At 58.2% G+C, this 12,847-nt stretch carries 10 protein-coding genes; 9 read left to right on the top strand and 1 reads right to left on the bottom strand.

The window, feature by feature from the left end:
• The first annotated feature begins 67 nt into the window (after window positions 1-67).
• From GNF76_RS09040 to GNF76_RS09015, 6 genes are all read left to right on the top strand, one after another.
• Entirely contained in the window at window positions 68-1,825 is a 1,758-nt protein-coding gene (locus GNF76_RS09040; RefSeq protein ID WP_178123243.1) for a carbamoyltransferase C-terminal domain-containing protein, read from the top strand.
• Window positions 1,809-2,939: a glycosyltransferase gene (locus tag GNF76_RS09035; protein ID WP_155582834.1), complete on the top strand. Its 1,131-nt coding sequence runs from the start codon at window positions 1,809-1,811 to the stop codon at window positions 2,937-2,939. Before GNF76_RS09040 ends, GNF76_RS09035 begins: the two co-directional genes overlap by 17 nt.
• Entirely contained in the window at window positions 2,939-3,835 is an 897-nt protein-coding gene (locus GNF76_RS09030; RefSeq protein ID WP_155582833.1) for an antimicrobial resistance protein Mig-14, read from the top strand. The genes GNF76_RS09035 and GNF76_RS09030 overlap by 1 nt, the downstream gene beginning before the upstream one ends.
• Complete coding sequence (locus GNF76_RS09025) at window positions 3,832-5,256, top strand: PIG-L deacetylase family protein (protein WP_155582832.1); 1,425 nt, start codon at window positions 3,832-3,834, stop codon at window positions 5,254-5,256. The genes GNF76_RS09030 and GNF76_RS09025 overlap by 4 nt, the downstream gene beginning before the upstream one ends.
• A gap of 114 nt (window positions 5,257-5,370) precedes the next feature.
• Window positions 5,371-6,525, top strand: coding sequence for a glycosyltransferase family 4 protein (locus tag GNF76_RS09020; RefSeq protein ID WP_155582831.1), 1,155 nt, complete (start codon window positions 5,371-5,373; stop codon window positions 6,523-6,525).
• Window positions 6,522-7,406 (top strand): glycosyltransferase, encoded by an 885-nt coding sequence (locus tag GNF76_RS09015; protein WP_155582830.1) that lies wholly within the window; start codon window positions 6,522-6,524, stop codon window positions 7,404-7,406. Before GNF76_RS09020 ends, GNF76_RS09015 begins: the two co-directional genes overlap by 4 nt.
• Window positions 7,407-7,474: 68 nt before the next feature.
• On the opposite strand, the gene GNF76_RS09010 is transcribed toward GNF76_RS09015, so the two are convergent.
• The gene (locus GNF76_RS09010; RefSeq protein ID WP_155582829.1) at window positions 7,475-9,319 is read right to left on the bottom strand and encodes a bifunctional O-antigen ligase/aminoglycoside phosphotransferase family protein; all 1,845 of its coding nucleotides are present in this window, start codon (window positions 9,317-9,319) and stop codon (window positions 7,475-7,477) included.
• 155 nt (window positions 9,320-9,474) lie between these two features.
• Here GNF76_RS09010 and msbA point away from each other — a divergent pair, with 155 nt between their 5' ends.
• The 3 genes from msbA (at window position 9,475) to cysC (ending at window position 12,770) form a co-directional block, all read left to right on the top strand.
• A complete protein-coding gene (msbA, locus tag GNF76_RS09005; RefSeq protein WP_155582828.1) occupies window positions 9,475-11,280 on the top strand; it encodes a lipid A export permease/ATP-binding protein MsbA in 1,806 nt (601 codons plus the stop codon).
• A 184-nt stretch (window positions 11,281-11,464) separates the two neighbouring features.
• Window positions 11,465-12,169, top strand: coding sequence for a sulfotransferase family 2 domain-containing protein (locus GNF76_RS09000; protein WP_155582827.1), 705 nt, complete (start codon window positions 11,465-11,467; stop codon window positions 12,167-12,169).
• The gene (cysC, locus tag GNF76_RS08995; RefSeq protein WP_155582826.1) at window positions 12,162-12,770 is read left to right on the top strand and encodes an adenylyl-sulfate kinase; all 609 of its coding nucleotides are present in this window, start codon (window positions 12,162-12,164) and stop codon (window positions 12,768-12,770) included. Before GNF76_RS09000 ends, cysC begins: the two co-directional genes overlap by 8 nt.
• The last annotated feature ends 77 nt before the right edge of the window (window positions 12,771-12,847 follow it).

Below are 12,847 nucleotides of genomic sequence, written 5' to 3'. Positions count from 1 at the left end.
CAGGCGGGGAGCACACTTTTTTCAGGCGCCAGGCGCCTGCATGCAGACTAAAAGAGGCTAGACCCCTGTGGCATTGACGATTCTTGGCCTGTCCGGCGCCCTTAGCCATGATCCTTCCGCAGCCTTGTATATCGACGGCAAGCTGATCGCGGCCGCCGAAGAAGAGCGCTTCGTACGCGACAAACATGCAAAGAACCGCATGCCCTACGAATCGGCGAAGTTCTGTCTGGAACAAGCCGGTATCAAGCCTTCCGACGTTGATGTGGTAGCGATCCCGTTCGCCCCTATCAGCTTGTTCGGTGAAGCGCGCTGGCACTACGCCAAGCGTTACTGGTACGCCCCGGACCGCGCCCTTGACGCGATTCTGATGGGTAACCGTCGCTACAAGCGCTATCGCAACAAGATCGTCTGGTGCCTGGAGCAACTGGGCTTCGATCCGAAGAAAATCAAGATCGAGCCGGTTGAACACCACCTGGCCCACGCTTCCAGCGCTTACCACTGCTCGGGCTTCCAGGAGAAGACCGCGATCCTCGGGATCGACGGCAAGGGCGAGTACGCCACCACCTTCTTCGGCTACGGCGAAAACGGCAAGATCCACAAGATCAAGGAATTCTACGATCCGGACTCCCTGGGCGGCCTGTACGGTGCGATCACCGAGTTCCTCGGCTTCGAGATGCTCGACGGTGAGTTCAAGGTCATGGGCATGGCGCCGTATGGCGATGCCAGCAAGTACGATTTCTCGCGTTTGGCCTCCTTTGAAAACGGCGAGCTGGTGATCAACACCGACTACGCCAACGTCATCGGCCTGCGCCGCTATAAAGAGAAGGGCAAGGGGTTCTATTTCTCGCCAAAACTGATCGAGTGGCTGGGTCCCAAGCGCGAAGGCGACATCGCCGACGAGCCGTACATCCACTACGCGGCCAGCATGCAGGCGCTGTTCGAGAAGCTGGCGTTGCAGATGATCGACCATTACCTGGGCGACATCCTCAAAGACACCGGCAAGCTGGCCTTCGCCGGCGGCTGTGCGCTGAACGTCAAGCTGAACCAGAAGATCATTGCCCGCGATGACGTCAAGGAGCTGTTCGTCCAGCCGGCGTCCGGCGATGCCGGCACCGCCGTGGGTGCGGCCGCCTATGTGTCCCACGCCCGTGGCGTACCGGTAGAGAAGATGGAACACGTCTATCTCGGCCCGTCCTACAGCAACGAAGACGTGATCGCTGCCTGCGCCAAGCACCCGAGCAAGCCTAAGTGGCGCCAGATCGAAAACACCCCGAAGCGTATCGCCAAGATCATGGTCGATGGCAACCCGGTGGCCTGGTTCCAGGGCCGCATGGAGTTTGGCCCGCGTGCGTTGGGCGGTCGTTCGATCATCGGTTGCCCAAGCGCCACGGGCGTGGCTGACCGGATCAACCACCAGATCAAGTTCCGCGAGCGCTGGAGGCCTTTCTGCCCGTCGATGCTCGACACCGTCGCGCCGCAGATGATCAAGGTCGATCACCCAGCGCCGTTCATGACCTTCACCTTTGAAGTGTCGGAAGAGTGGAAGACCCGCGTGCCGGAAGTGGTTCATGAAGATGGTACTTCCCGTGCCCAGGTGCTCAAGCGTGAATACAACCCGCGCTACTACGACATGATGAAAGAGCTGGAAGTGCTGACCGGCAACGGCGTATCCCTGAACACCTCGCTCAACCGTCGTGGCGAAGCGATGATCTGCTCGCCGACTGACGCACTGAACATGTTCTTCGGCTCGGATCTGCAGTACCTGATCATGGAAGACATCCTGGTGGTCAAGGATGGCGTGGACCCTTATGACTCGGTCGGCTGATCGGCACGTCCTGCAGTTCTGCCACGGCTATGACGGGCCGTTCCTGGACTGTGCGCGGCAGTACGCCAGCTTGTTCGCGGATTCGGGCTACAAGGTAACCACGGTGTTTCTCACCGGGGTTGCCGATCCTGAAGTGGCTGCAGGCTGCGGGTCTGACGAAGTGTTGTTCATGGAGTTCAGCTCGAAGGCCATTCGTGGCCTCAAGCTGGCGGCCATCAATGAGCTGCACAAAATTGCCGCGTCGCGCAATTTCAGTTTCTGTATCGCGCACCGCTTCAAGCCGATCTACATCGCCTTGTTGGGCACCAAGCTGCCGGTGATCGGTGTGCACCATGCGTTTGGCGACTACCAGCGTCGTAGCCGCCGCCTGTTCGCAACGATTTTCCGCAAGCGTTTGAGCCTGCTCGGTGTATCCGATGCGGTGCGTGATGACATGCGCCGCTGTTTGCCGGCATGGCCGGCGGCGCGGATTCAAACCTTGTACAACCGCATTGATGTCGAGGCCTTGCAGGCCAGTCAGGTGCCCGCCGACGAGGCGCGTGATGCCTTGGGACTGTCGCCGGATGAGTGGGTGGTCGGTAACGTCGGCCGTCTGCATCCGGACAAGGACCAAGCCACGCTGCTCAAGGGCTTTGCCTTGGCGCTGCCACATTTGCCAGCCGAGAGCCGTCTGGCGATCCTCGGTACCGGGCGTCTGGAGCAGGACCTCAAGGAACTGGCGCGCGAGTTGAATATCGCCGGGCAGGTGCTGTTTCTGGGTCAGGTGCCGGATGCGCGTCGTTATTTCCGTGCATTCGACGCCTTTGCCCTGAGCTCCGATAACGAACCTTTCGGCATGGTGTTGCTGGAGGCCATGGCCGCCGGTGTGCCGTTGCTGGCGACTGCCTGCGGTGGGGCGCGAGAAGTGGTCGAGGGTGTGGGGATTTTGTTTCCCTTCGGTGATGCCGAACACCTGGCCAAGGGGCTGCAGCACCTGGCCGCCATGGACCGTAGCCAGCGCCTGCAATGTTCCGAGATGATGCTGGAGCGCTTGCATGAGCGTTTCTCGGACCAGGCCGTGCGCGACACTTTCTGGAGCTTGCCTCAAGTGACCGAACTGGCTGCGAGGGCCTGATGCTCAACCGATTCCAAGGCTGGCGCGAGCGTGGCTGGTCTGTCGTTGACGCGCCTACTTATAACGAGGCCTGGCAGCGTTTTGGCGGCAGTGTCGCGACCCACCCGCTGGTGGTCGAGCGCTTGGCGCAGTTGGCCAATATTCCGGTGCGTTACCTGGCCTGGGAGCAGGGCGGCGAACTCAAGGCGTCTATTGCCACCTGGGGGCGGGACTTGGCTTTGTCCAAGGATGTGCTCAAGCGTCACGGCAAGAAAGGATTGTTCGACTTGGGCAACGCTGAGCTGATTTTGCCGGCTGCTGCTGACATCCAGGCCCCGTTGCGCCACCGCGCGCGGTACCTGTCGGCGCTGAATGAAGGTCGCTTTGCCGGCCTCAAGCCTCAGACTGAACAGCTGGCCATGGCGCGTACCCCTGAAGAACTCTCGAAAAAGTTTCGCTACAACCAGCGTCGCGAACTGCGTTTGCTGGAAGAGGCGGGCGGTGTCGTGCGGGCTGTGGGAGAGTTTTCCAGTACAGAGCTGGCGGCGATCTATTGTGATTTGTTCCAGCGTCGCTGGGGCTTCCCGGCCACCGGTGCCGAGCGGATGGCTGAGGTCATCGAGCTGCTGCGCGAGCTGTTGATCGGCTCGGTGATTTTCCTCAATGACGCGCCGATTGCGATTCAGTTGGTCTATCGTGTCGAAGCACCGGAGTGGATCAGCATTGAGTACATCAATGGCGGTGTCGACCCTGAAACCCGTGAGTTCAGCCCCGGCAGCGTGTTGAGTTTCCTCAATACGCAAAGCGCCTGGGAACAGGCGCGAGCACTGGGCAAGCCCCTGCGGTTTTCGTTTGGCCGTGCTGACCGCGAGTACAAGGACCGTTGGTGTAACCCTGTGCCGGTGTTCAAGGTATGAGCCAGTCCCCGAGCCGCAAGCAGATATTGCTCAAGCGTCATCGACGCAATAAACGTATCGGCCTGCTGGTTGGGTTGCTGCTGTTGATTGGTATCGGTGTGCTGGTGGCCTGGTGGTTGCCGTTGCTGCTGGCGGTCTTGGCCTGGGTCGCCCATGAGGCCTGGTTTGCCGACCATCTGTTTTACTCCCCCGCGGACGACTATCAATACCGCTTCCCGGCCGATACCGAGCAGCCCAAGGTACGCCTCGACAACGGGCGATTGGTGTTGGAACAACCGCTGGAGCTGTCAGGCGACGAAACACTGATTCTGGCGTTGCGGATCAGAAGCGGCTGGCTGGGTCGCTTTATCGATCCTTTTATCGAGTTGTCAGGGGGTGAGCATCTGGATCGCCAGGCGTTCGAGCGCGGCGTTGATGGCTTGCGCTATCTGAACCTCAGCGGTCAGGCGCAAGCGCTGGCCGATGGACAACTGCAACTGCGTGGTCGTTTCTGTCGGATGCAGGGTGATCCTGTGCTGTCGGTGTTCCGCCAGCCCGATGTTCGTCGTCAGCGAGTGATGGTCATTGCCCCTCATGCCGATGATGCCGAGCTTGCGGCCTTCGGCTTGTACAGCCAGGCAGCTGAGTCCTGGATTGTTACCTTGACCGCTGGTGAGATCGAGGCCGAGCACTATCAGCAGATGGGGCTTGGAAAAGCTGAAGCGGCGCGTCTCAAAGGGCGCCTGCGGGCCTGGGACAGTATCGCGGTTCCGCGCTGGGCGGGGGTGGCGCAAGAGCACTGTGTGCAGCTCGGGTACTTCTGCCTGCAACTGGCGACGATGAAGGCCGAGCCGGAGCGTGCGGTGGCCTCAAGGGAAGCCGAGCTGACCGATATCCGTCCGTTTCGCCAACTGAACCCGTTCCCATTGCCGGCAGACGCCGATGGTCAGCCGACCTGGAATAATCTGCTGGCCGACCTGCGCATGTTGCTGCTCAAGGCGCGCCCTGAAGTCATCGTGCTGCCACATCCGATGCTTGATCCACACCCCGACCATATCTGCGCCCAGGAAGCGGTACTTGAGGCATTGCAGGGGCTGGCGTGGCAGCCAACCACGTTGCTGGGTTACGCCAACCATCTGCATGACAACGATCGCTGGCCGATGGGGGATTCGGGCACGGGTATCGCTTTACCGCCATCTTTTGATCCCGCGTACACTTTGCAGCCCTATTGTTTGCCCCTGTCCGGGCAGCAGCAGTGTGACAAGGCCATGTCGTTGGGGATGATGCATGACTTGCAGCCGAGGATGCCCTTCAAGCGCAGGCTGCGCCGTTTGATCCAGCGTTTGCTGGCGGCCCGGGCTATCTCGCCCTGGGGTGAAAACGAGTTTTTCCGCAAGGCCGTCCGGCGGCATGAGCTGTTTTGGTTCATCAAACACAAGTAAAAGTAATGCAAGCCGTTGACCTCTGGTAGCGGAGCCTGGCCCTCAGGACGTGATCGCGTTAGCCAGAGAGTTGTCCTGGGCCGTTGAGGCAACAGGTTTCCATCGAGGAGAGTTATGAGTCGGCCGTTCAAGGTCCTGCAATTGCAGCCTGACTACAATGTTAAATCCCATGACTTTGCCGACCTTGCCGAGCAGATCGTCAAGGCCTTGCCAGCGGACCGTTATGAAGTCACCGCCGCTTTCCTGCGCGGACGGCCAGGGCCGGCGGACCCCGTCAGTCGTGCTGCCACGTCGGTCTACTTCGACTTCTCCGACAAGTCCCTCAAGGGGCTGAGGCTGCGGGCGATGTGGCGGCTCTATCAGTTCTGCCGCAAGGAAAAGTTCGACGTCGTCATCTGCAACCGCTTCAAGCCGGTCAACATGATGTTGCAGCTTAATCGCTGGTTGAAAGTACCGTTGTGCATCGGTATTTCCCACGGCTTCGGTGAGTACGACCGCCTTTATCGGCGTAAACAGGCTCAGCGCCTGATCGATGAACACTGGCGTTTTGTCGGTGTGTCTCCGGCCGTGAAACAGTACCTGCTGGATTGCCGCTGCGGTTTCACCGACGCCAATACGTATGCAATCACCAATGCCATCGACATCGAGCAGGCAGAGGGGTTGCAGCATTCCCGCGAGCGCTCGCGGGAACTGTTGGGGATTGACCCTTCGGTTCGCCTGATCGGCGCACTGGGGCGTCTGGTTCCGGTGAAGGGGCATACGTATTTGCTGCAAGCGTTTGCCGCGCTCAAGGATAAATACCCGCAAGTGCAACTCGCCATCATCGGTGCCGGTCGTGAAGAGTCCAACCTGTCGACGCAAGTCCAGCAGTTGGGCCTCGGTGGACGTGTCCATTTGTTGGGTTTCAAGGAAAATGCCCTGCAGTACGTGCGCGCCTTTGACATCTGGACCATGCCCTCCCTGGCGGAGGGGCTGGGCCTGGCGCTGCTTGAAGGCATGAGCGGGCGTTTGCCCGTCATTGCCTCGAGCGTGCCGGCCATGCTGCCACTGATTGAAGGGGCGGGCGGCCTCGCGGTAGAGCCGGCGAATGTGCCTGCACTGGTGCAGGCGCTGGATACTTACCTGGGGCTTTCGAATGAAGACCTTGCTGCCAAGGGCGAGCAGGCTTATCGCTACCTTCAGGAACAGCACGACATCGAGGTGTTCCGTCAGGAGTATCTGGATTTGATCGACTCAGGCCTGAGCCAAGCACGTGGGAAGGATGTATGAACGAACATCAGCCATTGGTCACCGTGATCATTGCGTCTTACAACCATGCTCCCTATATCGAGGAGAGCATTCTGAGTGTGTTGAATCAGACGTACGCCAATATCGAACTGTTGGTGATCGACGATGGCTCAACAGATGACAGTGTTGAGCGCATTCGTCGGCTGCAGGCGGGGCATGCCTTCGATTTCCAGGTTCAGCAGAATCAAGGGCTCACCAATACGCTCAACGGTGCGATAGCCCGGTCCAGGGGGACGCTGATTGTTCCGTTTGGTTCGGATGACATTATGCTGCCTGAGCGGATTGCGGTGCAGGTGGCCCATATGGATGGCAAGCCGGAGGTGGGCATCTGCGCCGGCAATATTGAATTGATTGATTCTAAGGGCGAGCTGTTTCCTGAAAAGCGCCAGCGGCGTGATGTGCCTTTCAGGCGCCTGGATTTCGATGACATGTTCCTGGAGCGTAAGCCGTACCCGCCCGCGCCGACGCTGATGATTCGGCGCGAGGCGCTGGAAAAGGTCGGAGGTTTTGATCCCGAGATTCGTCTGGAAGATTTGCTGATCGAGTTGAAAGTGACCCATGCCGGGTACTTTATCGATGGGTTGAATGTGTTGATGGCCCGCTATCGCAAACATGCCACCAACTCATACAAGAATCATCGCTTTATGGTTGATAGCATCCTGCGCACCTATGCGTTGTTCAGCGACCACCCTCTGTATGAGCAGGTGCGCTGCAAGTTTCTCAACTCGATGTTCCTTAAGACGTCCAATCGCGACCGTAAGCTGGCGCGCGAGCTGCTGGCACAACTTCCACTGAAGGCCTGGAATGGCAAGACGTGGCGTGGACTGGCACGGATGTTCTTTTCGCCCCTGGAGAAAAGCTGAGGCTGTTGAGTGGGTGCTGGCGGTTTCGTCGGCGCCTGCATCTGCAAGCGCCTGGCTGACTGGCTGCGCTAGTGAGTCAACTGGATTTGTTTCTGCAGGCATTCAACTGCTTGCTTCGATGCCTTCATGCCATAGCCCTTAAGTAGCGCCTGCAGATGCTCGTCGAAGAGCCAGGCGCGGTCTTCGTCATAGCGCTGCATATGGCGCAGGTTGCGCTGGCGCAGGGAGAGGCTCAGCGATGAGGGATAAATCCGCATGTCGGCCAGATCAATCAAGCCGAACCCGCCGCCTTCAAGTACCAGCACATTGCCCAAGTGCAGCGAACGGAAGTAGATGCCTTGTTCGTGTAGCTGGGCCATGAATTCGCCGAACTTTCTCACATGTTCCTGACGCTCGGCCGGGCTGGCCGATGCGAGTACGTGACGAAGTGTCTGGCCACTCAATGGGTGGTATTGCACGGCGTTACTCCCGTCGTGCAGGTCATAAAGGGCCTGTACTTCAGGTGTCGTTATACCCAGTTCGCGAAGGCGCTGGCAATTGGCGGCAAAGCGCTGTGAATAAGGGTTGTAGCTGCCGGAGGTGTAGAAGCGGCGGCGGCGGAACAGTTTTAGAAAGCTGCCGTCCTTCAGTTGAAGGACTTTTGGGCCCAGTCCGTCGGCTTCGATCACCTGGGCATCGATCATCATGTCTTCAGCGGCTGAACGGTCCAGAGCCTGCACAGGCTGAGTCAGCAGTCGTTTGGCCTTGGCACTGATCGACAGTGCTACGATCAGTGCCAAGGGGATTGGCAAGAGAAACCAGTGTTCCTTGGGGCGTGAAAGAATTCCGCCGCCTTCGGTGAGACCCGCGCCGATACCGTAGGCCAGCCACGTCGAAGCCAGAATAAACAGGGGGTGTACGCGATATTGCCAGCAGGTCAGCAAGCCTTTGAACTGCATGAACACCCACGGTAAAAAGCCGATGATACCCACGTAATAAAGCACGCCCAGGGCAAAGCTATGGGGCTCCTCGAGGATGTAACCAATGCCGTCAGGTGAAACACCAAAGGGGGCATCGAAGCCCTGGCCAATCCACGGGCTTTCGGCAATTTTGTGCAGTGCAATTTGCCAAATTTCAAAGCGATAGGAGCTGCCTCGCTCGATTAACATTTGCGAGAGCAGCTCGGCAATGGCAATGCCGCCGATAACCATAGTACTGACCAGTGCCAGTGACCTGCGGTTCCAGCAGTTCATGCTGATCCACAGAGCTGCCAGGATCAGGGCTACCAAAGGGGTCCTTGAGCCGGTGGCAAGCATTGCTGCAAACATGATCGCCCCAGCCGGAAGGCTGAGCCAGAGTAGAGGCATGCGTCGACAGGTCATGCTCAGGCTGAGCCAGTAGACGCAGAAAAAACCAAACAGATGGGAGCTCAAGAGGGGGTTGTCAAACGCGCCGCCGCCGACCATTCGCAGTACCGGGACAAAGCCCCGGGCAAAGAGATAAAGGTCTTTGAGTGTAAAGGCGAGGGCCACGATAGCCGCTCCAAACAACAGCGGACGCAGCAGGTCTTCACGGTGGCGAATCAGCAGAAAACAACCGACAAAGAGAAACAGTCCATGCAGCGGAGGTTTTAACTCACCCAGGAAACCCTCGGTTTGCGGGCTCCATATCAGGCTCGTGAGTGCCCAGGCGATAAACAGAATCAGGGCAATGAAAATAGGTTCACGTAGCAGTTCTTTGAAATCTCGGGGTCGTAGCAGCAGGGCAATCAAGGCCGGGATACTAAACAGACCATAATAAAATTTGTGCAGAACACTACGGTCCGGCAGGAAAAAAAGACCGCACAACAGCATGAAAAAGCCGGCTGGGAGGATCCAGAGGCAAATGAAGTCGAAGACTCGATAAGGGGTATTTTTTAGGCCGCTGAGGTGCATGCTTTGAAATTCGTCGCCGGGATGAGTGGCCATCATAACGGTAATGGGTGTGCACTGTCGTTTATCAGGTTCGCGCTTTAGCGTCCTTCGCTGGTGCCGGTCCGGCAGGGAAGCTGTGCTAAAGTCTGCGTCCTTTCCAACGACTTTCGCGTGATATGACCAACTCCAGTCCCAGCGCCGACCCATCGAGCTTGAAAATCTACTTCCGTTTGCTCGGCTATGTCCGGCCTTACGTGGGGCTGTTTATCATCAGTATCGTCGGGTTTCTGATTTTCGCTTCGACCCAGCCGATGCTTGGATACATCCTCAAGTATTTCGTCGATGGCCTGTCAAACCCCCAGGCCGCGCTATTTCCCTCGGTGCCTTACCTGCGTGACTTGCGGTTGCTGCAGGCTGTGCCTTTGTTGATCGTGCTGATTGCCGCCTGGCAGGGCCTGGGTTCTTTCCTGGGCAACTACTTCCTGGCCAAGGTGTCCCTCGGGCTGGTGCATGACCTGCGGGTGCAGTTGTTCAACAACCTGCTGGTATTGCCCAACCGTTACTTTGACCAGCACAACTCGGGGCATTTGATCTCCCGCATTACCTTCAACGTCACCATGGTCACCGGGGCGGCGACGGATGCGATCAAGGTCGTTATCCGTGAGGGCATGACCGTCGTATTCCTGTTCGCCTCGCTGCTGATCATGAACTGGCGCCTGACGCTGGTGATGGTCGCCATTCTTCCGTTGATCGCCGTCATGGTCAGCACGGCCAGCAAAAAATTCCGCAAGCAAAGCAAGAAAATCCAGGTGGCGATGGGCGACGTGACCCACGTCGCTTCGGAAACCATCCAGGGTTACCGCGTCGTGCGCAGCTTCGGCGGTGAAGTCTACGAGCAGAAGCGTTTCCTCAACGCCAGCCAAGGCAATACCGACAAGCAATTGCGCATGACCCGCACCGGTGCGATTTATACACCGATGTTGCAGCTGGTGATTTACAGCGCGATGGCTGTCCTGATGTTCCTGGCGCTCTATTTGCGTGGCGATGCTTCGGCGGGCGACATGATCGCCTACATCACCTTGGCGGGTTTGCTGCCCAAGCCGATCCGGCAGTTGTCGGAAGTCAGCTCGACCATCCAGAAAGGCGTTGCAGGGGCCGAGAGCATTTTCGAACAGCTGGACGAAGAGCCAGAGGTCGATCGCGGCACCGTTGAGCTGGACGCTGTCACTGGGCACCTTGAAATTCGTAACCTGAGCTTCACCTACCCAGGCACCGAGCGCCAAGTGCTCAACGACATCAGCTTCAGCGTCGAGCCTGGAAAGATGGTGGCATTGGTGGGGCGCTCCGGCAGTGGCAAGTCCACATTGGCCAACCTGATTCCGCGTTTCTACCATCATGACAAGGGTGAAATTCTTCTGGATGGCACCGAGGTGGAAGACTTCCGCCTGCTGAACCTGCGCAAGCATATTGCCCAGGTTACTCAGCATGTGACCTTGTTCAGTGACACCGTGGCGAACAATATTGCCTACGGTGACCTGGCGGACGCGCCTCGCGAGGATATCGAGAAGGCCGCCACCGATGCCTTCGCCATGGACTTCATTGCGCAATTACCCCAGGGCCTCGACACCCAGGTTGGCGAGAATGGCGTGCTGTTGTCGGGCGGCCAGCGGCAAAGGCTGGCGATCGCACGTGCCCTGCTGAAAAACGCCCCGTTGTTGATCCTCGATGAGGCGACATCGGCGTTGGATACCGAGTCCGAGCGCCACATTCAAGCCGCATTGGACAAGGTCATGAAAGGCCGCACGACCCTGGTGATTGCTCACCGCTTGTCGACTATCGAGAAGGCGGATCTGATCCTGGTCATGGACCAAGGACAGATTGTCGAGCGTGGGACCCATGCAGAGCTGCTGGCACAGAACGGCTACTACGCGCGCCTGAACGCCATGGGACTGGACGCGCCGACGGCTGTCGATATCGTTTGAAAAAAAACGGGGTGAGCCTAATCACCCCGTCATCCTCCAGGACGCGCAACGCGCTCTGAGGCTTTGTATCCGCATCTTTACACACTTGACCAACGCCAAATAATTCCCCGCCCTTCGTTTGTTATGTTGGTCCCACGATCTTGATAACGAACGATTGGGTTAACCCTCTCGCGTGGGTAATGGGATGTTGCAACGTATTCTCTGGAAGCTACTTCCAAAACCTCAAAGGGCCTTCCTGTTGGCACGCTTGTCGGTGGTTGATCGCCAAGCCGTGAACAAGTCCATGTCTGCGGGCGTAGCGTTTCCGGAGTCTTTTCGGCGGCATGCATGCGTGTTCATCCATGTCCCCAAGTGCGCTGGCAGCAGCGTCTGCTCCGCACTCTTCGATAACTGGAGGCCGGGGCATTTGCCGCTGTACTGGTACCAGCAGCAGTTTCCTGAGCAGTACTCGCGCAGCCTCAAGTTCACCTTCGTTCGTGACCCTCTGGAACGTGCCTACTCTGCCTATGCCTTTTTGCGGGGCAACCACCTGGGTACCCGTGACCATCAGGCCCAGGTGTTGGTGTCCAGCTATCGGGATTTCGACGATTTTGTCGCGCGCTGGCTGCACCCGGAAAACGTGCGGCGCCAACTTCACTTTGCTCCGCAGACCGACTTCCTGGTGGACTCCATGGGGCACATGGCGATGGACTTCATCGGTCGTCAGGAATATCTGGATCGAGATTTCCAGCACCTGTGCGAACGCCTGGGTGTTGCGTCAGCCCTGCCTCATCTAAATGGTTCCATTGAGCGTCGTCCGGAACCTGTCAGGGATTTTTGCTCCTTGCGCACGCGACGCCTGGTCAGGCGTGTCTATCAACGTGATTACGAGCTCCTGGGTTATGAATAATGTGTCCTCGTCAGTCGGCTTTGCCTCTATTCGCCCCTTTGCGTTGTCGCTGTCAGTGGCCGCTCGTGCAGCCATCAAACATCAGCAGCCCTGCTGCTTGTGGCTGACGGGATTGTCCGGAGCCGGAAAATCGACCCTGGCCAATGCGCTGGAGGTGAAGCTCAATGAGCAAGGGCGCCATACCTTTGTGCTCGATGGCGACAACTTGCGCACGGGGTTATGCAATGACCTAGGGATGGGCAATGAGGCACGTAAGGAGAACATCCGCCGTATTGGCGAAGTCGCACGCCTGATGGTGGATGCTGGATTGATCGTGATTGTTTCCGCCATCTCACCGTTCAGTGTTGATCGGGCTGTCGCCAAAGCGCTGTTCGGCCCTGGGCAGTTTTTCGAAATTTACGTCAGTACGCCGTTCAGCATCTGTGCGCGGCGCGACCCGAAAGGCTTGTACCAGGCTGCCTTGCAAGGGCGCATCAAGGACTTCACCGGTCTGGACAGCCCGTACGAGGCGCCGCATCAGGCCGATTGTGAAGTCAATACCGACGAGTTCGAATTGGCGGATGCCGTTCAGCATATCTTGAGCAGTCTGTTCGAAAAATGATCAGGCAAAGGGCGTGATACATCGCAGGTAAAGCTGTCGAACGAGCCAGCGCTCACCCTGTGGTAATATCGCGCCCC

The sequence above is a fragment of the Pseudomonas spelaei genome (assembly GCF_009724245.1).
GTDB lineage: Bacteria > Pseudomonadota > Gammaproteobacteria > Pseudomonadales > Pseudomonadaceae > Aquipseudomonas > Aquipseudomonas spelaei.
This window is presented reverse-complemented; position numbering and strand designations above follow the sequence as displayed.

What these genes read in the sequence shown, in the direction of transcription:
- GNF76_RS09030 (WP_155582833.1), top strand. Translation starts at nt 2,939, where the DNA reads ATGCTCAACCGATTCCAAGGCTGGCGCGAGCGTGGCTGGTCTGTCGTT.
- GNF76_RS09010 (WP_155582829.1), bottom strand. Translation starts at nt 9,319, where the DNA reads ATGCACCTCAGCGGCCTAAAAAATACCCCTTATCGAGTCTTCGACTTC.
- GNF76_RS09015 (WP_155582830.1), top strand. Translation starts at nt 6,522, where the DNA reads ATGAACGAACATCAGCCATTGGTCACCGTGATCATTGCGTCTTACAAC.
- GNF76_RS09025 (WP_155582832.1), top strand. Translation starts at nt 3,832, where the DNA reads ATGAGCCAGTCCCCGAGCCGCAAGCAGATATTGCTCAAGCGTCATCGA.
- GNF76_RS09000 (WP_155582827.1), top strand. Translation starts at nt 11,465, where the DNA reads ATGTTGCAACGTATTCTCTGGAAGCTACTTCCAAAACCTCAAAGGGCC.
- cysC (WP_155582826.1), top strand. Translation starts at nt 12,162, where the DNA reads ATGAATAATGTGTCCTCGTCAGTCGGCTTTGCCTCTATTCGCCCCTTT.
- msbA (WP_155582828.1), top strand. Translation starts at nt 9,475, where the DNA reads ATGACCAACTCCAGTCCCAGCGCCGACCCATCGAGCTTGAAAATCTAC.
- GNF76_RS09035 (WP_155582834.1), top strand. Translation starts at nt 1,809, where the DNA reads ATGACTCGGTCGGCTGATCGGCACGTCCTGCAGTTCTGCCACGGCTAT.
- GNF76_RS09020 (WP_155582831.1), top strand. Translation starts at nt 5,371, where the DNA reads ATGAGTCGGCCGTTCAAGGTCCTGCAATTGCAGCCTGACTACAATGTT.